A 23,930-nucleotide genomic window follows, 5' to 3' on the forward strand; every position below is an offset into this window, starting at 1 on the left:
TCGGATGCAATGGTGGTGTGCGATACGCCCCGATGCGCGCTATCGCAACACCGGTATCCAGCGCGTGCGGGGAGGCTGTTAAGCTTACCCTCGCGCCGGACGCCCCGCCGGCCGCAGCCGCTCCGACCACAATTCTTCCAGCAGAGACACCATGCCGAATTCGTCGACTGACGCTCCCGTTATCGTCATTGCTCCCGATTCTTTCAAAGGCTCGCTCAGCGCGGACGGGGTCGCCTCCGCGATCGCAGAGGGCATCCGCCGCGTGCGCGCCGACGCCGACATCCGCATCCGCCCCATGGCCGACGGCGGCGAAGGCACGCTGGACGCGATGCTGTCGACGGGCGGCGAACGCCGCGTCATTACCGTGGAAGGCGCGGCCGGCCCGAGGCGCGACGCCGCGATCGGCCTGCTCCACGACGGCAGCGCGATCGTCGAGACCGCCGAGATCGTCGGCATCACCGACCCGGTGGGCATGGGCGTGCCGGTCGCCGCGCGTAGCACGCGCGGGATGGGCGAAGCGATCCGCGCGCTGCTCGACGAAGGCGTGCGGCGCTTTTATGTGGCGCTCGGCGGCAGCAGCACCAACGACGCGGGAGCGGGCCTGCTCGCCGGCCTTGGCCTGCAGCTCTCCGACGCCGCCGGCAACGCGATCGAGCCCACGCCGCAAGCCCTCGCGCAGGTGGCGCGCGTGGACGTTTCGGGCCTCGACGCGCGGCTTCGCGAGGCATCGTTCGTCGCCATGTCGGACGTCGACAATCCGCTCACCGGCGATCACGGCGCCACCGCCGTGTTCGGCCCGCAAAAGGGTGTGACACCCGACCAGGTCGCGCCGATCGACGCCGCGCTCGGCCGTTTCGCGGATCTGCTCGAAGCCGCCCTCGGCCGCCGCGTGCGCGACGAGGCGGGCGCGGGCGCGGCCGGTGGCCTGGGTTTCGCGCTGCGCCTGCTCGGCGCGAGCTTCGAGCCCGGCGCCGAAGTAGTTGCGCGCACCATCGGTCTGGACGAAGCCCTCGAAAACGCGGACTGGCTCATCACCGGCGAAGGCCGCTCGGACGTGCAGACGCTGCACGGCAAGGCCCCGTTCGTCGCCTGCCGCCACGCCGCGGCTGCGGGCGTGCCGGCCACGCTGCTCTCGGGCGCCGTGGACGCGGCCGCGCTGCCTCGCCTCGCCGCGCACTTCAGCGGCTGCTTTTCTCCCGCGCCGGGACCCATCACGCTCGATACGGCGATCCGCGACGCCGCGCACCTGCTCGCCAACGAAGCCGAGCAGCTCGCGCGCCTCAAGTACGCTGCGCGTACACACAACTGAGCCGTCCACTGCACGCCGGGCGCGCACGGCCCCGGCCTCGCCGGCTGCTTCTGCGCGAGCCGATCCGCAGGCTGACCGCGCGGCCCATTCCGCAGTAAGCGATTAATAGATTCGTGCGCTCCCGCCGGGCGCTCGGCACGAGGGTTCGGACGCGTTGACCGGCGCGCCAGATGGGACAACAATCATAAAAGCGCGACCGGATCGCGCCCTTCCCAAGCGACCAGACCAGGACTCCCATGAAGGCAAGCAAAGCCGGACTCGAACAATTCCTCACCTATCGGCTGCATGTCCTGAACAAGCTTTCCGAGCGCGGTGCGAGCGAACGCTATCAGGCGAAGCTCGGCATCACGCTGCCGGAAGCTCGGCTCATTGCAGCTGTGGGTGCGTTCGGTCCGTTTTCGGTGATGGAGCTTGCGCGCCACGCGAACCTCGACAAAAGCCAGGCAAGCCGTGCAGCCGAGGCGCTGATACGCCGCGGCCTCATGCAGCGCGCCGCGAGCGAAGAAGACGGACGCCTCGTGCTCGTTTCGCTCACAACCGGCGGGCGCGAACTCTATCGCAAGGTCATGCCCGTCGCGCGCAAGTGGAATGTCGACCTCTTCGCAAGCCTCGACGACAAGGAACGCGACACGCTTGCGCGCGCACTCGACAAAGTCATCAACGCGATGCAGGCCGAGCAGTAGAGCCGCCGATGCAAACAGGGGCAATAACCTAAACAGATGGCGATCGCGTAACCGGCCGCCATCGTTCTTTTGCACGGCTGAGTTTCACCGCGCCCGCATCGCGCCGTTCAAAACAAAAAGGCCATGCCCCCTCCGGGACATGGCCTTTTTTATGGTGCGTGAGGCCGGACTCGAACCGGCACACCCTTGCGGGCGTCAGGACCTAAACCTGGTGCGTCTACCAATTTCGCCACTCACGCGAATTCTTGCGCTTGCTCCGTGCGCCCGGCAGGACCGCTGCGAATAACGCTTGCGATACAACCCTCCGCGACTGCCGACTGATCGAGTCCTCGTGAGACGCCGGGCGGCGTATCTCGCCTTGCCCGCAATCCGGCTCGCTTTCTGGCCGCGCCAGCCGGCTGCGATGCTTTGAAGTCGGGCCGGCCGCACGCGCTCGAAAGCGCAAGATTCTAACCGATTGACCGGCGCTTGTCTGCACCCGCAAAACGGTGCGCGGCAGCGCACCGGCCCGCCCGGCGCAGCCGGTCGAAAGTCGCCCGAATGCTAGAATCGCGGATCTGCCGTCGCGGCGGGCTCCGGCTCGCCGTGCGAGCTGCATCGCCCCACACCCTCCGAGCGCCGTGAACTTCGACGACTACTGCCTGCAAAAGGCGGCCCCCCCCGGTTCGAGCAACTACTATGCACTGCGTCAGGCTCGCGCCGCGCGCCAGCCGCTTCTCACCGCCCTCTTCGCGCTGCGTCGCGAACTCGAGGAAACCGCGAAAGAGACAAGCGATCCCACGGTCGGCCGCACGAAGCTCGCCTGGTGGCAAAAGGAACTGGCGGCGCTCACCGCGGGCAATCCCGCGCATCCGGTCACGCAGGCGATCGCGCAGCATGTCGACGATGTGAGCGCCGTCTATCCTGGCTTGCAGGCGCTGCTCGCCGGCTTCGAGATGGACTTCGAGCAAGCGCGCTATCTCGACCTGCCGAACCTGCGCCGCTATATGAACGGCGTGGGCGGAACGTTCGCCTCGCTCGTCGCGCAACTGAGCGCGCGCACGGACGAAGACCGCCGCTCCGCCGCCCGCTGGGCCGAGCCGCTTGGCAATGCGCTGATGCTCGCGCAGTTCGTGCCGGAGATCGGCAACGATGCGCGCCATGGACGCATCTACGTGCCTATCGATGAGCTGCAACGCTACAACGTGACCGCCGCCGATCTCATCAACCGGCGTTACAGCGCCGAGTTCACGGAGCTGATGCGGTTCCAGACCTCGCGCGCGCGCGAGTCGGTGCATGCGGCGCTCGACGCGATTCCGGCCGCCGTGCGGCGCGAGCAGCGCACCTTGCGTGCGCTCGCGGCGCTCGAGCTCGCACTGCTCGACGAAGTCGAGCGCGAGGGTTATCAAGTCCTGCATCAGCAGATCGTGCTCACGCCGGTCCGCAAACTCTGGATCGCGTGGCGCGCCGCGCGGCGTGCCTGACCCGGCCCGCTCCCGGGTTACGCCCGCAGCAACGGCAACGGCTCGAAGCGCTGCTGCAGCACCGCCCGCGCGTCGAGCCCCCACCATGGCCCAAGCACCGTTGCGTAAATCCGCCGGAAGTCGACGCTCACGGGCAAGTCGCCGTTGCCGTCGAGCCGCGCGAGTTGCGGCGCCTGTCCATAGAGCCCGCCCGCCACCCCGCCGCCCGCGACGAAATGCGCCGACGCCGCCCCGTGATCGGTGCCGCGGCTCGGATTCTCGCGCACGCGCCGCCCGAACTCCGCGTACGTCACGATGAGCGTGCGATTCCAGCGCCCCAGTTCGACGAGCGCGGCGCGCAACGCCACCATCCCGGCCGCAAACTGATGCAGCAAATCGGCGTGACGCTGCGGTTGGTTCTCGTGCGTATCGAACCCGTTCAGCGTCAGACGAATGGCCGCGACGCCGCCGCGCCCAAGCGCCGGCACGCCCTTCGGCGTGCCGGCCGAGGCGAGCGCCTGCATGGCTGTTTTGATCGAGGCCCCGAACGCGCCAGGCGCAAACGAGGTCTTCAAGGCGCCGGCGCGCGGCCGCAAGGCGTTTGCCGCACACCCGTTGCCGCTCTCGACGTCGACGACACCCGCAAGCGCCAGGTTGCGTTCCCTGAGCAAGACGGACGCGCCGAACGGCGAGTCGCTCGCGAACGGCGCGGGATTCGCAAGCGCAATGGTGCACGCCCCGTTCGCGAGCGGCCCCATCTCGGCGCTGCCGAGCACGAGCGCGTCGGCGGCGAAACCGCGTGGCACCGGCTGGCTCGCGAACGCGCGCGTAAGCCAGCCTTCGCGCAGATATTGATCGGAGCGCGATGCCGTGTCCCAGATTTCGATCGAGCGAAAGTGCGAGCGATTCGGCTGCGCGTAGCCCACGCCCTGCACGATCGCGAGTTCGCGTGCGCGCCACATCGACATGAGCGGCGCAAGCGAAGGATGCAGCGCAGTGCGCTCGTCGAGTTGCACTGCGCGAGCGCGCGGCACGGCAATGTTCGGCCGATAGCGGTTGTACAGCGGATCGGCAAAAGGCACGACCGTATTGAGGCTGTCGTTGCCGCCTTTGAGCTCGACGAGAATCAGCAGGTTCTCGTAGCCGGGCGCCGTATCGTGCGTATCGTGACCCACGAGCTGACCCGTGAATTGACCCACGAGCGCCGTGCCTTGCGCGCGAGCCGAGCCGGGCAACGATAGCGCCGCCCCCGCCATCGCAGCGGCAGCCGTGGCGCCGGCCGCAAGAAAGTCGCGTCGCTTCATGCCTTGCCTCGCTCGTCAGTGCGGCGGCGCACATTGTCACCTGGAATTCGGCCGATCATTTCCATGCTTCACTTCAACTGACACACCGGATCCGTCAGCAGTGCCTGGAGACATGAACCCGCACCGCTGCCCGCAGCAATCGCATCGATGGGTGCTCGAAGCTCGAAGCGCGTGCCGCGTTGTCACGTATCGCGTCGCCTCGCTTGCGCGCGACGCGTGTTCCGCAAGTCTTCGGCCGCGCTGGAAATGAACTCGCACCGCAGCTTCACCGCTGCATGACATCGCAGTTTGCGGCTGCGCGCGCAGGATGTCGAGCGCCCCGACACCGAAAGCACCGTTACCCCGAGCACGGTCTTTCTCTCCGTCATCGTGCGAGGCATGGCTATCGATATCGAGACTTCGGCCGGTACGGGCACACGGCTTCCGCAACGTCGCGCCGCAAGTATTGCCTTCGCAGCGCTGCCGCGCGCGTGGTGCCGCAAGCGCGCGTTTTGCGCGGCCATATTGACTGGCGGCCAGCAACCAGGCATCAGCGCCTCAAACGCATATCGCGGCTTAACGCCCACGCGAAACTGAATGCGGCTGGCGCAATGGCTACTGTATTTTTCAGCGCGATTCGTTAGTCCGTCCGCGCGAAGCCGTGCCGCCAAAATCGTGAAAGCCACGCCGGTATTTTTCGCGCGCCGCGCCGATATCAGCGCTTATACAGTTCGCGCACGGCGTCTTCGATATGCTGGCGCAAGAGGCGACGCTCTTCGGGCGTCATGTGTCCGTCGCGGCGACGCTGATCGAGATCGGGGGGAACAGCGGAACGTTGATTGATGTCTGATGCAGGATGCGGAATCGGGTCGCTGCGCACGCGCCGCATCGCCGGTCTGCCGCCCGGCCCGTGACCGGGAGACTGCGCATTCTCATAGCGGTCTGCAGAAGGCTGGGCCCGGGCCGGCGCCGACTCCAGTGCGGCGACCACGCCACCGGCTAGCGCCAGTGCAAGCATGGTGTGGCGCATTGTCGGCCTGACCCCTCCCATCGTTTTGTTCCCTTCTTGACGCGGCAAACGGCTACCTCGAATGCATGTACGAACCCGGCTCGGCGCGGGCCTGGAATTTAAAGTCGAATGAAGTATCTACCGAACGGCCGCTTTACGTAAAGAAGTCTATCCGCCGGTGCTTGATGCCGTGCCACAGGCCGGGTAAATTTTGTAACTGACTGTAACCTGATAATTGGTGCAAACTCGCATCACTATCCAATCGCGCTAAGATGCCAGGCATGGAAACCAAAAACCCGTCCAAAATTCTCGTTGTCGACGATGATCCCCGACTTCGTGACCTGCTGCGCCGCTACCTCGGCGAACAGGGCTTCAATGTATATGTGGCCGAAAACGCGCCCGCCATGAACAAGCTGTGGGTGCGCGAACGTTTCGACCTGCTGGTGCTCGATCTCATGCTGCCCGGAGAAGACGGCCTTTCGATCTGCCGGCGCCTGCGCGGCAGCAACGACCGCACGCCCATCATCATGCTCACCGCCAAGGGCGAAGACGTGGACCGTATCGTCGGCCTCGAAATGGGCGCCGACGACTATCTGCCCAAGCCCTTCAACCCGCGCGAACTGGTTGCGCGCATTCACGCGGTGCTGCGCCGGCAGGCGCCGTCCGAACTGCCGGGCGCGCCCTCCGAAACCACCGAGGTATTCGAGTTCGGCGAGTTCGCGTTGAATCTCGCCACCCGCACGCTCACCAAGGCGGGCCAGGAAATTCCGCTCACCACCGGCGAATTCTCGGTGCTCAAGGTGTTCGCGCGTCATCCGCGCCAACCGCTCTCGCGCGAAAAGCTCATGGAACTCGCACGCGGCCGTGAATACGAAGTGTTCGACCGCAGTCTCGACGTGCAGATCTCACGTCTGCGCAAGCTCATCGAGCCCGATCCGGGCAGCCCGCGTTTCATTCAAACGGTCTGGGGCCTCGGCTACGTGTTCATTCCCGACGGCGCCGCCTGATCCTGGATGGTGTCTCGTTGTCTGCACTGCCTCTGTTGAAACGGGAAGGGCCCATGCGGATTGACCGGCGTTTGCTCACGCTCGCGTTCGGCGATCTGTTCTGGCGCACCTTCCTGCTGATCGCCCTTCTCATAGCGGTCAGTCTCGCCGCATGGTTTCAGAGCTTCCGCGTGATCGAACGCGAGCCGCGCGCGCAGCGCGTGGCGCTTCAGCTCGTCGCCATCGTCAAGCTCACGCGCACGGCGCTCCTCTACTCCGATCCCGATCTGCGCCGCGCGCTGCTGCAGGACCTGGAGAGCAACGAGGGTGTGCGCGTCTATCCTCGCGAGACCACGGACAAATACAAGCTGCAGCCCGACGAGTCGCTCAACCGCCTGATCGAGCATGACATTCGCGGTCGTCTTGGCGACGACACCGTGATCGCGCAGTCCGTGAACGATATCCCCGGCGTCTGGATCAGCTTCAAGATCGACGACGACGACTACTGGGTCGCGCTCGACCGCGACCAGCTCGACAACGTCACGGGCCTGCAGTGGGTGGGATGGGGGATTTCCGCGCTCGCGCTCTCGCTGTTCGGCGCGGCCTTCATCACGAGTCTCGTGAACCGCCCGTTCGCCCGCCTCGCCATGTCGGCGCGCATGCTGGGCTCCGGGCAGTCGCCGGCGCCGTTGCCCGAAAGCGGCATGGGCGTCGCGGCCGAAACCAATCGTTCGTTCAACCAGATGGTGCGCGATCTCGAGCAACTGGAGGCCGACCGCGCGCTGATGCTCGCGGGCATTTCGCACGATCTGCGCACGCCGCTCGCGCGCCTGCGCCTCGAAACGGAAATGAGTCCGTCCGACCAGGCGACGAAAGACGCGATGATCGACGACATCGAACAGATGGACATGATCATCGGCCGCTTCCTCGATTACGCGCGCCCCATGCAGCGCATGCCCGAGCGCGTCGATCTTTCGGTGATCGCCGGCGAGATGGCCGCGCGCATGGCGAGCGAAGACGGCGTGCGCCTCATCACGCGGCTCGCGCCCTCGGCCATGATCGAAGCCGACGACACCGACATGCGCCGCGTGGTGGGCAACCTCATCGAGAACGCACGCAAATATGGCGCGAGCGAAACCGACGGCATTCCCCACATCATGCTCGAAACGCGCGTCTCGCATTCGCGCGTCGAGCTCTCGGTGGTCGACGAAGGCCCCGGCATTCCCGAAGACCAGCTCTCGCTCGTCACGCGGCCGTTCTACCGCGTCGACACCGCCCGCACCCAGGCCAACGGCACGGGCCTCGGCATGGCGATCGTGCAGCGGCTCGTGGGCCGCTATCGCGGCGCGCTGCGCCTGCGCAACCGCCTGCCCGGCCCGGGTCTCGAAGTGACGATCGAGTTCCCGCTCGCCAAGGGCGCTTAAAGCGCGCGCCTCGCCGGATCGAATCGCAAGGGCGGCGCACCCTCGCAGCATGCGCCCGCCGCACCTGCGACAATCGGATTCACAGGCACGCCACGTTACGCAGTGCGCGTGCGGCGTCAAAGCGGACCGGCCGGTCCGCGTCTCGTCTGAGGACCTCCGCCATGAAAACCGTGGGCGACAAACTCGAAGCCTTCACCGTCACGGCCGCGAAGCCCGGCTTCAACCATCCCGAGGAAAACGGCGAATCCGCGTTCGTCGAGATCACGGAGCAGACCTTCTCGAACAAGTGGAAAGTCATTTACTTCTACCCCAAGGACTTCACGCTCGTTTGCCCCACCGAGATCGTCGCGTTCGCGCGGCTCATCAAGGAATTCGATGATCGCGACACGGTCGTGATGGGCGGCAGTTGCGATAACGAGTACGTGAAGCTCGCGTGGCGGCGCGAAGACAAGGACCTCGATCGCCTCAATCACTATTCGTTCGGCGACGTGAAGGGCGAGCTCATCGACCAGCTTGGCATACGCGACAAGGAAGCAGGCGTGGCGCTGCGCGCGACCTTCATCGTCGATCCCGACAACACGATCCAGCACGTGACGGTGAACAATCTGAACGTCGGGCGCAGCGCCGAGGAAGTCCTGCGCGTGCTCGACGGCCTGCAAACCGGCGAGCTGTGCCCCGGCGACCGGGAGATTGGCGGCGCGACGCTCTAGCGCGGCGCTCGCATCACGTCTGGCCCGCCGTGGCGCGCGCGGGCAGGCGATTGCGTATCGCCGTTTCGAGCGGGCGCTTCCATTCGAGCACGCGCCTCTCCAGCACCTGCCACGAGAGATGCGCGAGCAGCACGGCCAGCGCGAACTGCAGCGCGAGCGCGAGGAACGGTTGCGCCGCGTCCGGCACGTGCAGCCGTGCGTAGAGTCCCGGCGCCACGCCAAGTCGCGACGGCACGAGATTGTGGAACAGATAGAAGCCGTAGCTGATCGTGCCGAGATACGCGAGCGGACGCATTTCGAGCACCGCGACGATAGCGCTTTCCTGGCGGCGCACGAGCCACAGGAACAGCGCGCCGAGCGAGAGCGCAAGCCCGATATCGAAGAGGCCCGGCAGCACCGCGCTCCCCGCACGTTCGGCGCAATCCGCGCGCGCCAGCGCGAAGCCGCCGATCGCCGCCCACGCTCCGGCAAGCCAGGCGAGACCCGGCACCCCGGGCCGCAAGGACACGCGTGCGCCGCCGATCGCCAGCGCGCCGCCAAGCGCGAGCATGGCGAAATTCCACGGCGAGAGCGCGTAGATGAGCGGCGCGATCGCACTTTCCTCGTAAAGCGCTAGATGGGCAAGCGCAGCGGCGACGATCGTCACCGCGCACAGCGCGAGATGGCGTGACGCGCGCGCGAACAGCAATGCGAACGGCGCGACCAGATAGAACTGCTGCTCGACCGCGAGACTCCAGAAATGCGAAACGGTGCCGGGCCAGCCGTCGTGCACCATGCCGATCCAGTAATTGGAAAGGAAGACGAAATGCCAGGCGAGACCCAGCTCGACGTCGCGCTGATAGAAGCTCGCATGCGCAATGGCGAGCGCGACGAGCAGCAGGTAGTACACGGGAAAGATGCGCAGCGCGCGCTTCATGAAGAACACGTACAGCAGCGCGGCCGTGCGTGCGCCGTGCTGCTCGATGCGCAGCCGGTTGCGATGCAGTTCGCCGATGATGAGATAGCCGCTGATCAGAAAAAACAGCCAGACGCCGATCTTGCCCGCGTCGATGGCATCGACGTGAGCCTTGTGCGAAAGGAATACGAGCACGACCGCGAGCGCCCGCAGGCCGTCGAGGCCTTTCACGCGACTTTGAACTCCCGCCATTGCCCTCCCCACTTCCCGTTAGCGGTTCAGTATGGGACGAAAAAAACGGAAATTAATCGGCAAGAAAAACCGTAGAGACGATGGTCTCCGCCGTGGCGGGAGCAGGCGCGCGCACTGCTCGCTTTCTCCAGCCCTTCCAAACGAGGGCTGGATGCTGCTCACGCGCGCGTGAGCAGCACGGCGGCCTGCGCTTCGATCCCTTCGCTGCGGCCCAGATAGCCGAGCTTTTCGTTCGTCTTGGCCTTCACGTTGACGCGTTCGATGGGCAGGTTCAGGTCTTCGGCGATCGTCTTGCGCATCGCCTCGATATGGGGGGCGAGCTTGGGCGCCTGCGCGATCACCGTGGTGTCGACGTTCATGAGCGTGAAGCCCGCTTCCTGCACGCGGCGCAGGCACTCGCGCAGCAGCACGCGGCTGTCGGCGCCGTAGAACTGCTTGTCGGTGTCGGGAAAATGGCGGCCGATATCGCCGAGCGCGGCAGCGCCGAACAGCGCGTCGGTGATGGCGTGCAGCAGCACGTCGGCGTCCGAGTGTCCGAGCAGGCCGCGATCGTAAGGGATCGTCACGCCGCCGATCACGAGCGGACGGCCCGGCACCAGCGCGTGCACGTCGTAGCCTTGTCCGATTCTGATGTCCATGTGTGGGGTTCCGGTGGATGGTTGCGATGCGCTTATTCTGCGGCCCGGCTGAGGATCGCCTCGGCGAGCGCGAAGTCTTCGGGGTACGTAACCTTGAAGTTGCGCAGGCTGCCCTGCACGAGACGCGGCGCGTGACCGAGCCACTCGATCGCGCTCGCTTCGTCGGTGAGATCGTGGCCGTCCTGCTGCGCACGCTCGATGGCGGCGCGCAACATGCCGATGCGGAACATCTGCGGGGTCTGGGCCTGCCAGAGACCGTCGCGCGCTTCGGTGCGCGCGATGTGCACGCCGCTCGCGGCATCGCTTTTGGGCGCGGCGCGCTTGAGCGTGTCGGCCACCGGCAACGCCATGATGCCGCCTACGGGGTCGTCCTTGAGCGTCTCGACGAGCGTGCGGATCAGCGCGGGCGTAATACCGGGGCGCGCCGCGTCGTGCACGAGCACCCAGTCGCCGTCGCGCGCGCCGAATTCGGCGAGCGCGCCGAGGCCGTTGTAGACCGAAGCCTGGCGCGAAGCGCCGCCGCAGCGGCGCACGGCGAAGCGCAGGCCGCTGAAGCGGCGGGCGTCGAAGTGGTTATCGTCGGGGGAAATCACCACGAGCGTCTGCGCGAATTCGTTGCAGGCGTCGAAAGCGGCGAGCGTATAGTGCAGGAGGTCACGTCCGGCGACGATTCGATATTGTTTCGGCATGGCCGACCCCGAACGGCTGCCGGTACCGGCGCACGGAATCAGGGCAAAAAGGCGTGGAGTCACGGTATCGCGAGCCGCATGAGTCAAAGTAAAGGACGGATTTTATAATAGGTCCTTTACCCGCACGCCGGACGCCCGCAAAACGCGCCGCAAACGCGCCCGGATTCGCTGGAATTCGAGCCTTGATCTGCGCGAAGGTCGGCAACCGGACGATGCGGCTTCATAGCCGGCTTCGCACTTGAAGACCCGAACCCGGCCCCCAGATCTGTGCGTCGCACGCCGCCCAGCGTCGCCAAAATTAACGGCCACCATACCGACACACGCGTCGGCCACCCTGCTGCCTATGTCCGATATTGCCGCATCCTCGCAGTCACCGTCCCCCGTCGCCGTCGTCAAGCCGGGGCAGCGCTACGCGTTCGACGGCACGCACGGCTCGTCCGATGCGCTCCTGATCGCCCGCTACCGCGAAGCCACGCGCGCCGGCACCGCCGCCGCACCGCTGCTGGCCGCGATCTGCGCGAGCGCCGTCGACGCGCAGCGGCTCGCGCAGGAAATCCCGTTCTTCGCGCCCGAGGCGCGCGTGCGCCTGCTGCCCGACTGGGAAACGCTGCCCTACGACACGTTCTCGCCGCACCAGGACCTCGTTTCCGAGCGGCTCGCCACGCTGCACGACCTCGGCGAAGGCCGCTGCGACATCCTGCTCGTGCCGGCCACCACCGCGCTCTACCGGATGCCGCCCGCGTCGTTCCTCGCGGCTTACACGTTCTCGTTCGCGCAGGGCGAGCGGCTCGACGAGGCGAAGCTCAAGTCGCAGCTGACGCTCGCCGGCTACGAGCACGTGAGCCAGGTCGTGCGCCCTGGCGAATACTGCGTGCGCGGCTCGCTCATCGACCTGTTCCCGATGGGCTCGCCGCTGCCGTACCGTATCGACCTGTTCGACGACCAGGTCGATTCGATCCGCGCATTCGACCCGGACAGCCAGCGCAGCCTCTATCCGGTCAAGGACGTGCGGCTCTTGCCGGGCCGCGAATTCCCGTTCGACGAGGCCTCGCGCACGGCTTTCCGCAGCCGCTGGCGCGAGGTGTTCGAGGGCGACCCGAGCCGCGCGACGATCTACAAGGACATGGGCAACGGCGTGCCGTCGGCGGGCATCGAGTACTACCTGCCGCTCTTTTTCGAAGAGACGGCCACGCTGTTCCACTATCTGCCCGCGAACGCGCAGCTCGTGTTCTCGGGCGATCTCGACGCCGCGATCCGCCGCTTCTCGGCCGACACGAAGCAGCGCTACAACTTCCTCTCGCACGACCGCGAGCGGCCGATTCTTGAGCCGCAGCGCCTGTTCCTCGCCGAAGACGACTTCTTCACGCTCGCCAAGCCGTTCGCGCGTCTCGTGCTGCCGGCCGCGAGCGCGGGCGGCTGGGCCAACGCGCTGCCGGACCTCGCCATCGACCGCCACGCCGACGACCCGCTCGCCGCCCTGCGCGGCTATCTCGGCACGACGAAGAACCGCGTGCTGTTCGCGGTGGAATCGGCGGGCCGCCGCGAGACCATTGCGCAACTGCTCGCCGACAACCATCTGCGCCCGGCCGGCGCCGACAGCTACGAAGACTGGCTCACCTCCGACGAGCGTTTCGTGCTGGGCGTCGCCCCGCTTTCGACGGGCTTCTCGCTGCCCGGCGAAGGGCTCGCCATCGTCACCGAAACCGAGCTGTACGGCCCGCTCGCGCGTCGCGCCGGACGCCGCCGTCAGGAACAGGCGAGCAACGTCGATTCGATGGTGCGCGACCTCTCCGAACTCAAGGTCGGCGACCCGGTCGTCCATGCGCAGCACGGCATCGGCCGCTATCACGGGCTCGTGACGATGGATCTCGGCGAAGGCGACACCGAGTTCCTGCACCTCGAATACGCGAACGGCAGCAAGCTCTACGTGCCCGTCTCGCAACTGCACGTGATCTCGCGCTACAGCGGCGCCGACCCCGACACCGCGCCGCTGCACGCGCTCGGCTCGGGCCAGTGGGAAAAAGCGCGCCGCAAGGCCGCGCAGCAGATCCGCGACACGGCCGCCGAGCTGCTGAACCTCTACGCGCGCCGCGCCGCGCGCGAGGGCCACGCGTTCAAGCTCGATCCGCGCGACTACGTGAAGTTCGCGGAAAGCTTCGGCTTCGAGGAGACGCCCGACCAGGCGGCGGCGATCGCGGCCGTGATCGGCGACATGACGAGCGGCAAGCCGATGGACCGCCTCGTGTGCGGCGACGTCGGCTTCGGCAAGACCGAAGTGGCGCTGCGCGCAGCGTTCATCGCCGTGATGGGCGGCAAGCAGGTGGCGATCCTCTCGCCCACCACGCTGCTCGCCGAACAGCACACGCAAACCTTCACCGACCGCTTCGCCGACTGGCCCGTGCGCATCGCCGAACTGTCGCGCTTCAAGTCGACGAAAGAGGTGAACGCGGCGATCCAGCAGATCAACGACGGCACCGTCGACATCGTGATCGGCACGCACAAGCTGCTCTCGTCGGACGTGCAGTTCAAGCGCCTCGGCCTCGTCATCATCGACGAGGAGCACCGTTTCGGCGTGCGCCAGAAGGAGGCGCTCAAGGCACTGCGCGCCGAAGTGGACGTGCTCACGCTCACGGCCACGCCGATCCCGCGCACGCTCGGCATGGCGCTCGAAGGGCTGCGCGACTTCTCGGTGATCGCGACCGCGCCGCAAAAGCGCCTCGCCATCAAGACCTTCGTGCGCCGCGAGGAAGACAGCGTGATCCGCGAGGCCATGCTGCGCGAACTCAAGCGCGGCGGCCAGGTGTACTTCCTGCACAACGAAGTCGAAACGATCGAGAACCGCCGCGCGATGCTCGAAGCGCTCGTGCCCGAGGCGCGCATCGCGGTCGCGCACGGCCAGATGCACGAGCGCGAACTCGAAGCGGTGATGCGCGATTTCGTGGCCCAGCGTGCGAACGTGCTGCTCTGCACGACGATCATCGAGACCGGCATCGACGTGCCGACCGCGAACACGATCCTCATCCATCGCTCCGACAAGTTCGGCCTCGCGCAACTGCACCAGCTGCGCGGGCGCGTCGGCCGCTCGCACCACCAGGCGTACGCGTATCTGCTCGTGCACGATCCGCAGGGGCTCACGAAGCAGGCGCAGCGCCGCCTCGAAGCGATCCAGCAGATGGAGGAACTCGGCTCGGGCTTCTATCTCGCGATGCACGACCTCGAAATCCGCGGCACGGGCGAAGTGCTCGGCGACAAGCAGTCGGGCGAGATTCAGGAGATCGGCTTCCAGCTCTACACGGACATGCTCAACGACGCCGTGAAGGCGCTGAAGGACGGCCGCGAACCCGACCTCAACGCGCCGCTCGCCGCGACCACGGAGATCAACCTGCACGCGCCCGCCATCCTGCCCGCCGACTATTGCGGCGACGTGCAGGAGCGCCTGTCGCTCTACAAGCGCCTCGCGAACTGCGAGCACGACGATTCGATCGACGGCATTCAGGAAGAGCTGATCGACCGCTTCGGCAAGATGCCGCCGCAGGCCCATGCGCTGATCGAAACGCATCGTCTGCGGCTCGCGGCGAAGCCGCTCGGCATCACGAAGATCGACGCGGGCGAAGCCGTGATCGGGCTGCAGTTCGTGCCGAATCCGCCGATCGACGCCATGCGCATCATCGAAATGGTGCAGAAGCACAAGCACATCAAGCTCGCGGGCCAGGACAAGCTGCGCATCGAAACGCGCAGCCCCGACCTCGCCGTGCGCGTGGCGACGGTGAAGGAAACGCTGCGCGCGCTCGGCGCGCCCAATCGCGCCGGCGCGTCGCGCTGAACGCTGCTTGCCTGCTCCGACGCCCGCGCGGATAGTGCTCCGCGCGGGCTTTTTTTTTGCGTGATGTTGCAGCGCGCCATGGACCTCGCGAACGACTGCCGGGGGAATCGGCGCGCCTCGTCCGCTTTGGCCCGCGCCATTCTTTTTGGGTAAGATGAAGAATACAAGCCAGCCGGAGCCCAATATGTCCCTCGCCGCCGAAGCCGCGCAGTCCTCCTCGCCCTCCGCCTCCCTTCCCGCCTCGCTCCCCTGGGTCACGCGCCTCGTTTCGATGGATACGGTCAGCCGTCATCCGAATCTCGGCCTGATCGAAACCGTGCGCGACGATCTGCGCGCGCGCGGCATCGAACCGACGCTCACCTATGGCCGCGACGGCAAATGGGCCAACCTGTTCGCCACGCTGCCCGCGCACGACGGCTCGACGAACGGCGGCATCGTGCTCTCGGGCCATACCGACGTCGTGCCCGTGGACGGCCAGAAGTGGGACAGCGACCCGTTCAGGCCCGAGGTCCGCGGCGGCCTGCTTTACGGCCGCGGCACGTGCGACATGAAGGGCTTTATCGGCGCGGCGCTCACGCTGCTCCCCGAGATCCAGCAGACGAAACTTGCCAAGCCCCTGCACCTCGCGCTTTCGTTCGACGAGGAAGTGGGCTGCGTGGGCGCACCGCTCATGATCGAAGAGCTCGTGAAGCGCGGCGTGAGGCCCGAGGGCTGCATCGTCGGCGAGCCCACGAGCATGCGTCCGATCGTGGCGCACAAGGGTATCAACGCGTACCAGTGCTGCGTGCGCGGCCAGGCCGCCCATTCGTCGCTCACGCCGCGCGGCTTGAATGCGATCGAGTACGCGGCGCGACTCATTTGCTACATCCGCGACATGGCCGACGAATTCCGCGCCAACGGCCCGTTCGACGAACTCTACGACGTGCCGTTCACGACCGCGCAAACGAGCACGGTCGAAGGCGGCAACGCCATCAACACGGTGCCGGCCGAATGCCGCTTCGCATTCGAGTTCCGCAATCTGCCGACGCTCAACCCGGACACGATCTTCACGCGCATCGAACAATACGCACGCGAAACGCTCGTGCCGAAAATGCAGCGCGAGCACGCAGCGGGCGCGATCGAGTTCACGAAGATCGCCGCGGCGCCCGGCCTCGACGCCACCGAGCAGGCCGCGATCACGCAACTCGTGCGCGCGCTCACCGCCGACCAGGCGCGGCGCAAGGTGGCCTACGGCACCGAAGCGGGCCTCTTCGCGCGCGCGGGCATTCCGAGCGTGGTGTGCGGGCCCGGCGACATCCAGCAGGCACACAAGGCCAACGAATACGTGTCGCTCGACCAGCTCGCGGCCTGCGAAGATTTCCTGCGCAAGCTCGTGCACGGCATGTCCGTGGGAGCCCAGGTGCAATGACGCGCACGCACGCGCAGTGACAAAACAGGACGCGCACCATCATGTCCACCGCCTCGCCGCTCCCCACCAGCCACACGATAGACGGTGAGGCAATCCCCACGCTCGACGCGATCGCCTCGCAGCATTTCGCGCTCGCGCCCTGGGTGCTGCGCACGCCGGTGTTCGACCGCCACGATCTGTCGACGCTCGAAGACACGCTCGTGAACTTCAAGTTCGAGCTGCTGCAGTCGAGCGGCAGCTTCAAGGTGCGCGGCGCGTTCACGCATCTGCTCGCGCTGGACGCCGCGCAGCGCCGCGCGGGCGTCACGTGCGTATCGGGCGGCAATCACGCCATTGCGGTCGCGTATGCGGCGATGCGGCTCGGCATCAGCGCGAAGGTCGTGCTCTTTCGTACCGCGAGCGCGGCGCGCGTCGCGCAATGCAAGCGCTTTGGCGCGGAAATCGTCGTGGCCGGCAACAGCAGCGAGGCGTTCGAGATCGTGCGCCGCATCGAGTCCGACGAGGGGCGCTATTTCGTGCATCCGTTCAACGGCTATCGCACGGTGCTCGGCACGGCGACGCTCGGCTACGAATGGGCCACCCAGGCGCCGGACCTGGACGCGGTGGTGGTGCCCATCGGCGGCGGCGGGCTCGCCGCTGGGGTGGCCACGGCACTGCGCCTCGCGAATCCGCACGTGCGCGTGTATGGCGTCGAACCCGAGGGCTCGGACGTGATGAGCCGAAGCTTCGCTGCGAACCACACGGTACGCATGACCCATATGGATTCCATCGCCGACTCGCTGATGTCGCCGCACACCGCGCAATACAGCTATACGCTGTGCCGCCGCCATATCGAGCGCATCGTCACCGTGTCGGACGACGCCCTGCGCAGCGCGATGCGCGTGCTCTTCGAGCAACTGAAGCTGGCTGTCGAACCGGCCTGCGCCACGGCCACGGCGGGACTTCTCGGACCGCTGCGCGACGCGCTGCAGGGCAAGCGCGTGGGGGTGCTGCTGTGCGGCACCAATACCGATCCCGTGACGTTCCACGAACAGATATCGTTCGCGTACTAAAAGCCCGGGCGCGCGACGCGGGCACGCCGCGTGCATTCGCGGGGCTTCGTCGCCAGCCTCGCCCACAAAATGCCAGAGAATGTCAAATTGCTACCACGATACGGTTGCGTTCGCTATCATTGCCGCAATGCGGCGTTTTGACCCCAGCCAGGTGCCGCGCAATTCAGGAGAGCCCGCTCATGAGCATAGTCAAGGAGTTCAAGGAATTTGCCGTCAAAGGCAATGTCATGGATCTCGCGGTCGGCGTGATCATCGGCGGCGCGTTCTCGAGCATTGTCAACTCGGTCGTGAAGGATCTCATCATGCCGGTCATCGGCGTGGTCACGGGCGGCCTCGACTTCTCGAACCTGTTCATCCGGCTGGGTCACATTCCCGCAAGCTACAAAGGCAACCCGGATTCGTACAAGGATCTGCAGACAGCGGGCGTCGCGGTTTTCGGCTATGGCTCGTTCATCACGGCCGTAATCAACTTCGTCATCCTCGCGTTCATCATCTTTTTGATGGTGAAGTTCATCAACAAGCTGCGCCGGCCGGAAGAAGCCGCGCCCGCAGCGCCGCCTCCCACGCCCGAAGACGTGCTGCTGCTGCGCGAGATCCGCGACTCGCTGAAGAACACCCCGCGCTGAGCCTCGCGAGAGGCCGGGCCACACCCGCGCCACCGCCAGGCCGCTGAACCGCCCCCACGAAGTTGGACTGAACCGCACCGGCCTGGTGGAGGCTCGCGAACGAGCCGGGTTTTTTGCTTCTGCCTCGCGTGAGAATCAGCGACGCGCGTTACGCTGCTGCCGGCATTGCTCGAACACGCACACGGCCGCCGCCGCGGCGACGTTGAGCGACTCCATGCCGCCCGGCTGCGGAATCGTCACGCGCAGCGCCGCCGCGTCGCGCCATACCTGCGAAACGCCCGCGCCTTCGTTGCCGAACACCCACGCGACAGGCCCCGTGAGATCGGCCTCGTCGATTGCCTGCGCGCCGTGCGAATCGGTGATTACGACCGGCACGCCGAGGACTTCGACGAGCGTTTCGACTTCCACGTTCTCGAACACCTGCAGCAGAAAATGCGCGCCCATGGCCGAGCGCAGCACCTTCGACGACCACACATAAGCCGTGCCCGGCGTGCAGAACACCTTGTCGATGCCGGCCGCCGCCGCGCTGCGCAGGATCGAGCCGACGTTGCCGGCATCCTGCAACCCGTCGAGCACGAGGCAAGTCGATTCGACGCGCTCGGGCAACTGCGCCTGCGGCATGTCGACGAGCAACAGCAACCCCACGCCGTGCACGACGTTCGAAAGCTGCCCGAACAGCGCGTCGGGCAGCGTGATAACGCGACGCTCGTCCACCCGCGCGACGATGTCTTGTGCGTCTTCGTGTGCGAGCGCACCTTCGGTCACCACGCAATACTCGGGCTGCGAGCCGCCTTCGAGCCACGCGCTCGCAAGATGGAAGCCTTCGAGCAAGGCCTGGTGGCTGCGCCGCTGCTGGTGCGTCGAACCAGCCAGCGCTTTCAGGCGCTTGTAGAGCGGATTGTCGCGCGAGGTAATGGCTTTCACGGGCAGGCCTGGCGTTTCAAGAGAGGATCGGTGGAAAGGAAAATGGCGCGGCCAGCATCGCGCGAAGCGGCGCGGGCGCGCATGGACGACGGCTCAGGGGAGTGGCGCGAAAGCGTCGTCTTCTTCGAGGCCAGCCACATCGCTGACGATCGCCGCCGTGCCGGACAGAACGATGCCGTGCAGCGCGTAGGCGTCACGCACGGGCGCGAACGAGCGCCGGTGATGCTCGCAAGGGCCATGCACGCGCAGCGCTTCGAGGTGCTGCGGCGTGCCGTATCCCGCATGCGCGTCGAAGCCGTAATGCGGATGGCGTCCGTGCAGTTCGACCAGCATGCGGTCGCGCGTGACCTTCGCGATGATCGATGCCGCCGAAATGCTCGGCACGAGCGCGTCGCCGCCAATCACGGCCTCGCTGCGCACCGGCATCACCGGGCAGCGATTGCCGTCGATCTTCGCGAGCGTCGGTACGATGCTCAAGCCTTCGACCGCTCGCCGCATCGCCAGCATCGTTGCGTGCAGGATGTTGAGCGTGTCGATCTCCTCGACGGTCGCCGAGGCGACGCACCACGCTAGCGCGCGCTCGACGATGCGTTCGTAAAGCTTTTCGCGCACCTGCGCCGTCAGCACCTTCGAGTCGTTGAGTCCGCGAATTGGCCTCGCCGGATCGAGAATCACGGCGGCCGCGACCACCGGCCCAGCCAGCGGCCCGCGACCTGCCTCGTCCACACCGCAGACCACGTCGTCGGGCGACTCGAACAACAGCCCGGCCTGACGCGCCGCCTTGCGACGCGCGGCGAGCTTGAGCGCGGCCTGCGAAGGCGGCTTTCTGCCAGCCGCCTTCGCGCCCGCGGCGGCAGCCGGCGCCCTGGTACGCTTGATCGTGCCCTCGCTCATGCCCGCCCCCTGCGGCTTTCCACGATGCTCGCGACCACTTCGGCCGCGCGCTCCGAGGTGTTTTGACGCAGAGTCAGATGCATCTGCGTGAACACCTCGGTCAGCGTGCGCCGGTTTGCCTCGTCGCGCAACTGCGTGAGCGTGGCGTCGGCGAGCGCTTCGGGCGTCGCGAAGTGCTGCAGGATTTCCGGCACGACGAAGCGGCCCGCGAGGATGTTCGGCAAGCCGACGTAAGGCAGATAGCCCTGGCGGCGCATGATCTGCCCCGTGAGCCAGGGCACCTTGTAGGAAATGACCATCGGCTTCTTGAGCAGCGCTGCTTCGAGCGTGACCGTGCCGCTCTTCACAAGAATCGCGTCGGCGGCCGTCATTGCAAGCTGCGACTGGCCGTCGATGATCGTGAGCGCGAGTCCCTGATGCGCGTTCGCCAGTTCCTGCAACTGCGCGTGGATGGCGGGCGTCGCCGCCGGCATCACGAAGCGCAGGCCCGGCTCGCGCCGCTGCATGATCTGCATCGCGTCGAAGAACGTCGGCCCGATCAGGTTGATCTCCGAGCGGCGGCTTCCCGGCAGCACCGCGATCACCGGGTCGCTCCCGGCCAGGCCGAGCGTGCGGCGCGCACCGGCAACGTCGGGTTCGAGCGGAATGTCGTCGGCAAGCGGATGGCCGACGTAGGAAGCCGCCACGCCGGCCCTTTCGAGAATCGCCGTTTCGAACGGGAACACGCACAGCATGTGATCGACGGCCTTCTGGATCTTCTTGATGCGCCCGCCGCGCCACGCCCAGATCGAGGGGCAAACGAAATGGATCGTCGGAATGCCCGCATCGCGCAGCGCGTGCTCGAGGCCGAAGTTGAAGTCGGGCGCGTCCACGCCGATGAACGCGTCGGGCGGGTCGGCCAGCAACTGATGCTTGAGCTCGTTGCGGATGCGCAGGATCTCGGGAATGTGCTTGAGCGCCTCGACGTAGCCGCGCACCGAGAGCTTTTCCATCGGCCAGTGCGCATCGAAGCCGGCAGCCATCATGCGCGGACCGCCGATTCCATAGTACTGCGTAGTACTGGGCAAGCGGGCCTTGAGGCCCGCGAGCAGCGAAGCGGCAAGCAGGTCGCCGGATGGTTCGCCGGCAACCATCGCGAGGCGCAACGGACGCGATTGCAGCGCCATCGGTCAGCGAATGATGCCGCGCTGCGACTGCTCGACGAAGTCGAGCAGCGCTTTCACGTGGGCGTCGCCGTCGCCGCCCGCCTGCGCGAGCTCGGCGAGCTGCACCTTCGCCTCTTCGAGCGAGAGCCCGTTCTTGTAAAGCGTGCGGTACGCCGAGCGCAGCGCCGAAATCGCGTCCGGCGTGAAGCCGCGGCGGCGCAGGCCTTCGACGTTGATGCCGTGCGGCACCGCCTTGTTGCCGGCGGCGATCACGAACGGCGGCACGTCCTGCACGAGCGCCGATGCGCCGCCCACCATCGAGTGCGCACCGATGCGCACGAACTGGTGCACGCCGGTCATGCCACCGACGATCGCATGGTCGTCGACGATCACGTGACCCGCGAGTTGCGCGTTGCTCGACATGATGATGTTGTCGCCGAGCCGGCAGTCATGGCCAACATGCACGTAGGCCATGATCCAGCAATCGTCGCCGATGATCGTGACGCCGGTGTCCTGCACCGTGCCCGTATGCAGCGTCGTGAACTCGCGGATGGTGTTGCGGTTGCCGATCACGAGCCTGGTAGGCTCGCCCTTGTACTTCATGTCCTGCGGGCGGCCGCCGATCGACGCGTAGTGGCCGATCGTATTGTCCTCGCCGATGGTCGTGTGGCCTTCCAGCACGCTATGCGAACCGACCTTCGTGCGCGCGCCGATTGCGACGTTCGCACCGATGACCGCGAACGCCCCGATTTCGACCGATTCGTCGATCTGCGCGCCCGGCTCGACGACCGCAGTGGGATGGATCCTGCTCATTCGTCCTCGCTCTCCGATTCCTGTTTCCGTGCCGGAGCGCCCCGCTCGAGGCGTGCGGCGGCATGCGGCGGCGCCTCTTATTGCGGCGCGTCCATTTTCTTGACGGTGCACATGAGCTCCGCCTCGCAGGCGACGGCGCCGTCCACTTCGGCCTGCGCCTTGAACTTCCAGATGCCGCGCATGTAGCGCTCGAATGTCGCATTGAGGATGAGCTGGTCGCCCGGTTCGACCACGCGCTTGAAGCGCGCACCGTCGATGCCTACGAAGTAGTAGAGCGTATTCTCGAAGTCCTGCTCTTCTTCCGAAAACGTGAGCAGCGCGGCGGTCTGCGCCAGCGCCTCGAGAATCATCACGCCGGGCATGACAGGACGCTGCGGGAAGTGACCCGTGAAAAAGGGCTCGTTGACCGTCACGTTCTTCAACGCCTTGATGCTCTTGTGCGGCTCGAGCTCGATGACCCGGTCCACCATCAGGAACGGATAGCGGTGCGGCAGCAGCGTGAGAATCTTGTGGATGTCGAAGTTGAGTTTTTCGATGTTCATGGTGGTTCTGCTCACGCAGGAATTGCGCGTGTGACTTTCGATTTCGATATTCGAGGCGCCTGGCCAAACATGCCCGCGCTGACGCGAAGTATGCGCCACGCCCGGGCTCCCGTGCATGAGGATTGCCCCGGGCGGGAAGCCCCGGGCGGGAAGCCCCGGGCGGAAAACCCCGGTTTGGCCGCCCGTGACGCAAAGCGGCGCGCAAGAGCCGGCGCCACGCACCGGCACCGGCTCTTGCGCGCCAGCCCTGCGACGTGCCGCTTGTGCGCTACGCCGCCCGTTACCCTCTACTGCTTTCCCGTTCGTCGCCGGCCTGCGGCTTCTGTGCGACAGCGGCCTCGAGCGCCTTGATGCGGTCGCGCAACTTGTCGATGTTACGCAACAGCGCAGCGCTCTTGTTCCAGTCGGCGTGATCGACTGCAGGGAAAGCGCTCGTATAGATGCCTGCCTTCGGCAACGACTTCGAGACGCCCGACTTCGCCGTGACGATCACGTAGTCGCCCAGCGTGACGTGCCCCGCAATGCCGACCGCGCCGCCGATCATGCAATGACGCCCGATCGTCGTGCTGCCTGCAATGCCGGCGCACCCGGCGATGACCGTATACGCGCCGATCTTGCAGTTGTGGCCGATCTGCACGAGGTTATCGATCTTCACGCCCACTTCGATGATCGTGTCGGCCATCGCACCACGGTCGATCGTCGTGTTCGCGCCGATCTCGACGTCCGGCCCGATGGCCACGCCGCCAACCTGCGGAATCTTGACCCAGCTGCCCGTACGCGAGTCGCCCTCGCCCGTGAAATCGGGGGCGAAACCAAAACCGTCCGATCCGATCACGGCGCCCGCATGCACGATGGCGCGTGCGCCGAGCTTGCAGCCGTGGTAGACGCTCACGCCCGGATACAGATGCGAGCCCTCGTCCACCTGCGTACCGCGGCCGATAAAGACGTTGGCGTCGAGGCGCACGTTCTCGCCGATCACGGCGCCAGCTTCGACCGTCACGTTCGGCCCGATCACCGCGCTCGCGGCGATCTTCGCGGTGGCGTCGACGTGCGCGCTCGCATGCACGCCAGGCTGAGCCTTCGGCGTGGCGAGGTCGATGAACGCCTGCGCGACGCGCGCGAAGTAAGCATACGGATTCGGTGTGACGATGAAGTTGCGACCCTCGCGCGATGCGAGCTTTTCGAGGTCGGCGGGGCTGATGAGCACCGCGCCCGCGCGGGTCGTCTCGACCTGGGCGAGATACTTCGGATTGGCGAGGAACGCGAGCTGTTGCGGACCGGCCTGGTCGAGAGGCGCGAGCGAACCGACGCATTGCGTCGCGTCGCCCACCACCTCGCCGCCGAACCGCCCGACGATGTCCTCAAGCGTAAATGCCATGCGCG

At 66.5% G+C, this 23,930-nt stretch carries 20 protein-coding genes, 1 tRNA gene and 1 pseudogene; 10 read left to right on the forward strand and 12 right to left on the reverse strand.

What is annotated here, in order from left to right:
* Positions 1-151: 151 nt before the first annotated feature.
* Both BLU17_RS04790 and BLU17_RS04795 read left to right on the forward strand, forming a co-directional pair.
* Positions 152-1,309, forward strand: coding sequence for a glycerate kinase (locus tag BLU17_RS04790; RefSeq protein WP_091995299.1), 1,158 nt, complete (start codon positions 152-154; stop codon positions 1,307-1,309).
* A gap of 236 nt (positions 1,310-1,545) precedes the next feature.
* Entirely contained in the window at positions 1,546-1,992 is a 447-nt protein-coding gene (locus BLU17_RS04795; RefSeq protein ID WP_091995301.1) for a MarR family winged helix-turn-helix transcriptional regulator, read from the forward strand.
* 152 nt (positions 1,993-2,144) lie between these two features.
* Here BLU17_RS04795 and BLU17_RS04800 read toward each other — a convergent pair.
* A tRNA-Leu gene (locus BLU17_RS04800) sits at positions 2,145-2,231 on the reverse strand.
* 381 nt (positions 2,232-2,612) lie between these two features.
* On the opposite strand from BLU17_RS04800, the gene BLU17_RS04805 reads away from it, so the two are divergent.
* A complete protein-coding gene (locus tag BLU17_RS04805; RefSeq protein WP_091995304.1) occupies positions 2,613-3,455 on the forward strand; it encodes a squalene/phytoene synthase family protein in 843 nt (280 codons plus the stop codon).
* Positions 3,456-3,472: 17 nt separating this feature from the next.
* Here the strand turns inward: BLU17_RS04805 and BLU17_RS04810 are convergent, their stop codons facing one another.
* Positions 3,473-4,738: a DUF1501 domain-containing protein gene (locus BLU17_RS04810; protein WP_091995306.1), complete on the reverse strand. Its 1,266-nt coding sequence runs from the start codon at positions 4,736-4,738 to the stop codon at positions 3,473-3,475.
* 694 nt (positions 4,739-5,432) lie between these two features.
* Positions 5,433-5,747, reverse strand: coding sequence for a hypothetical protein (locus BLU17_RS04815; RefSeq protein WP_091995309.1), 315 nt, complete (start codon positions 5,745-5,747; stop codon positions 5,433-5,435).
* Positions 5,748-5,998: 251 nt separating this feature from the next.
* On the opposite strand from BLU17_RS04815, the gene ompR reads away from it, so the two are divergent.
* From ompR to BLU17_RS04830, 3 genes are all read left to right on the forward strand, one after another.
* A complete protein-coding gene (gene ompR, locus BLU17_RS04820) occupies positions 5,999-6,733 on the forward strand; it encodes an osmolarity response regulator transcription factor OmpR (RefSeq protein WP_027814652.1) in 735 nt (244 codons plus the stop codon).
* Positions 6,734-6,786: 53 nt separating this feature from the next.
* On the forward strand, positions 6,787-8,136 hold the full coding sequence (locus tag BLU17_RS04825; RefSeq protein ID WP_091995311.1) for an ATP-binding protein: 1,350 nt from the start codon (positions 6,787-6,789) through the stop codon (positions 8,134-8,136).
* Between the two features lie 161 nt (positions 8,137-8,297).
* On the forward strand, positions 8,298-8,846 hold the full coding sequence (locus BLU17_RS04830; RefSeq protein WP_091995314.1) for a peroxiredoxin: 549 nt from the start codon (positions 8,298-8,300) through the stop codon (positions 8,844-8,846).
* 46 nt (positions 8,847-8,892) lie between these two features.
* Here BLU17_RS04830 and BLU17_RS04835 read toward each other — a convergent pair.
* From BLU17_RS04835 to ispD, 3 genes and pseudogenes are all read right to left on the reverse strand, one after another.
* A pseudogene (locus tag BLU17_RS04835) lies at positions 8,893-10,005 on the reverse strand (acyltransferase family protein); the annotation flags it as partial.
* Positions 10,006-10,151: 146 nt separating this feature from the next.
* Positions 10,152-10,631 carry a 2-C-methyl-D-erythritol 2,4-cyclodiphosphate synthase gene (gene ispF / locus BLU17_RS04840; protein WP_091995320.1) on the reverse strand — a complete coding sequence of 160 codons (480 nt, stop codon included), beginning with the start codon at positions 10,629-10,631 and terminating at the stop codon, positions 10,152-10,154.
* A 32-nt stretch (positions 10,632-10,663) separates the two neighbouring features.
* The gene (ispD, locus tag BLU17_RS04845) at positions 10,664-11,383 is read right to left on the reverse strand and encodes a 2-C-methyl-D-erythritol 4-phosphate cytidylyltransferase (protein WP_091995322.1); all 720 of its coding nucleotides are present in this window, start codon (positions 11,381-11,383) and stop codon (positions 10,664-10,666) included.
* Positions 11,384-11,663: 280 nt separating this feature from the next.
* Between ispD and mfd the strand changes: the two genes are divergently transcribed.
* The 4 genes from mfd (at position 11,664) to mscL (ending at position 18,229) form a co-directional block, all read left to right on the forward strand.
* On the forward strand, positions 11,664-15,143 hold the full coding sequence (gene mfd, locus BLU17_RS04850) for a transcription-repair coupling factor (RefSeq protein ID WP_091995325.1): 3,480 nt from the start codon (positions 11,664-11,666) through the stop codon (positions 15,141-15,143).
* A gap of 184 nt (positions 15,144-15,327) precedes the next feature.
* Positions 15,328-16,551, forward strand: a complete 1,224-nt coding sequence (gene argE / locus BLU17_RS04855; protein ID WP_091995328.1) for an acetylornithine deacetylase — start codon at positions 15,328-15,330, stop codon at positions 16,549-16,551.
* Positions 16,552-16,592: 41 nt separating this feature from the next.
* Positions 16,593-17,603, forward strand: a complete 1,011-nt coding sequence (locus BLU17_RS04860; RefSeq protein WP_091995331.1) for a threonine/serine dehydratase family protein — start codon at positions 16,593-16,595, stop codon at positions 17,601-17,603.
* Between the two features lie 179 nt (positions 17,604-17,782).
* On the forward strand, positions 17,783-18,229 hold the full coding sequence (gene mscL / locus BLU17_RS04865) for a large conductance mechanosensitive channel protein MscL (protein WP_091995334.1): 447 nt from the start codon (positions 17,783-17,785) through the stop codon (positions 18,227-18,229).
* Positions 18,230-18,364: 135 nt separating this feature from the next.
* On the opposite strand, the gene BLU17_RS04870 is transcribed toward mscL, so the two are convergent.
* From BLU17_RS04870 to lpxD, 6 genes are all read right to left on the reverse strand, one after another.
* The gene (locus tag BLU17_RS04870) at positions 18,365-19,153 is read right to left on the reverse strand and encodes a TrmH family RNA methyltransferase (protein ID WP_091995336.1); all 789 of its coding nucleotides are present in this window, start codon (positions 19,151-19,153) and stop codon (positions 18,365-18,367) included.
* 93 nt (positions 19,154-19,246) lie between these two features.
* Positions 19,247-20,047, reverse strand: a complete 801-nt coding sequence (rnhB, locus tag BLU17_RS04875) for a ribonuclease HII (RefSeq protein WP_091995338.1) — start codon at positions 20,045-20,047, stop codon at positions 19,247-19,249.
* Positions 20,044-21,213 carry a lipid-A-disaccharide synthase gene (gene lpxB, locus BLU17_RS04880; RefSeq protein ID WP_091995340.1) on the reverse strand — a complete coding sequence of 390 codons (1,170 nt, stop codon included), beginning with the start codon at positions 21,211-21,213 and terminating at the stop codon, positions 20,044-20,046. The genes rnhB and lpxB overlap by 4 nt, the downstream gene beginning before the upstream one ends.
* Before the next feature lie 3 nt (positions 21,214-21,216).
* Positions 21,217-22,005, reverse strand: coding sequence for an acyl-ACP--UDP-N-acetylglucosamine O-acyltransferase (gene lpxA, locus BLU17_RS04885; RefSeq protein ID WP_091995342.1), 789 nt, complete (start codon positions 22,003-22,005; stop codon positions 21,217-21,219).
* Between the two features lie 77 nt (positions 22,006-22,082).
* Positions 22,083-22,547 (reverse strand): 3-hydroxyacyl-ACP dehydratase FabZ, encoded by a 465-nt coding sequence (fabZ, locus tag BLU17_RS04890; protein WP_091995761.1) that lies wholly within the window; start codon positions 22,545-22,547, stop codon positions 22,083-22,085.
* 280 nt (positions 22,548-22,827) lie between these two features.
* Positions 22,828-23,925, reverse strand: coding sequence for a UDP-3-O-(3-hydroxymyristoyl)glucosamine N-acyltransferase (lpxD, locus tag BLU17_RS04895; protein ID WP_091995344.1), 1,098 nt, complete (start codon positions 23,923-23,925; stop codon positions 22,828-22,830).
* Between the last annotated feature and the right edge of the window lie 5 nt (positions 23,926-23,930).

It is taken from the genome of Paraburkholderia lycopersici (genome assembly GCF_900096975.1).
Classification (GTDB): domain Bacteria; phylum Pseudomonadota; class Gammaproteobacteria; order Burkholderiales; family Burkholderiaceae; genus Paraburkholderia; species Paraburkholderia lycopersici.

Coding starts and splice junctions, on each gene's coding strand:
- BLU17_RS04815 (WP_091995309.1), bottom strand. CDS start 5,747: ATGCGCCACACCATGCTTGCACTGGCGCTAGCCGGTGGCGTGGTCGCC.
- fabZ (WP_091995761.1), bottom strand. CDS start 22,547: ATGAACATCGAAAAACTCAACTTCGACATCCACAAGATTCTCACGCTG.
- mfd (WP_091995325.1), top strand. CDS start 11,664: ATGTCCGATATTGCCGCATCCTCGCAGTCACCGTCCCCCGTCGCCGTC.
- lpxA (WP_091995342.1), bottom strand. CDS start 22,005: ATGAGCAGGATCCATCCCACTGCGGTCGTCGAGCCGGGCGCGCAGATC.
- argE (WP_091995328.1), top strand. CDS start 15,328: ATGTCCCTCGCCGCCGAAGCCGCGCAGTCCTCCTCGCCCTCCGCCTCC.
- BLU17_RS04810 (WP_091995306.1), bottom strand. CDS start 4,738: ATGAAGCGACGCGACTTTCTTGCGGCCGGCGCCACGGCTGCCGCTGCG.
- mscL (WP_091995334.1), top strand. CDS start 17,783: ATGAGCATAGTCAAGGAGTTCAAGGAATTTGCCGTCAAAGGCAATGTC.
- BLU17_RS04825 (WP_091995311.1), top strand. CDS start 6,787: ATGCGGATTGACCGGCGTTTGCTCACGCTCGCGTTCGGCGATCTGTTC.
- ompR (WP_027814652.1), top strand. CDS start 5,999: ATGCCAGGCATGGAAACCAAAAACCCGTCCAAAATTCTCGTTGTCGAC.
- BLU17_RS04795 (WP_091995301.1), top strand. CDS start 1,546: ATGAAGGCAAGCAAAGCCGGACTCGAACAATTCCTCACCTATCGGCTG.
- rnhB (WP_091995338.1), bottom strand. CDS start 20,047: ATGAGCGAGGGCACGATCAAGCGTACCAGGGCGCCGGCTGCCGCCGCG.
- BLU17_RS04860 (WP_091995331.1), top strand. CDS start 16,593: ATGTCCACCGCCTCGCCGCTCCCCACCAGCCACACGATAGACGGTGAG.
- lpxB (WP_091995340.1), bottom strand. CDS start 21,213: ATGGCGCTGCAATCGCGTCCGTTGCGCCTCGCGATGGTTGCCGGCGAA.
- lpxD (WP_091995344.1), bottom strand. CDS start 23,925: ATGGCATTTACGCTTGAGGACATCGTCGGGCGGTTCGGCGGCGAGGTG.
- BLU17_RS04830 (WP_091995314.1), top strand. CDS start 8,298: ATGAAAACCGTGGGCGACAAACTCGAAGCCTTCACCGTCACGGCCGCG.
- BLU17_RS04790 (WP_091995299.1), top strand. CDS start 152: ATGCCGAATTCGTCGACTGACGCTCCCGTTATCGTCATTGCTCCCGAT.
- ispF (WP_091995320.1), bottom strand. CDS start 10,631: ATGGACATCAGAATCGGACAAGGCTACGACGTGCACGCGCTGGTGCCG.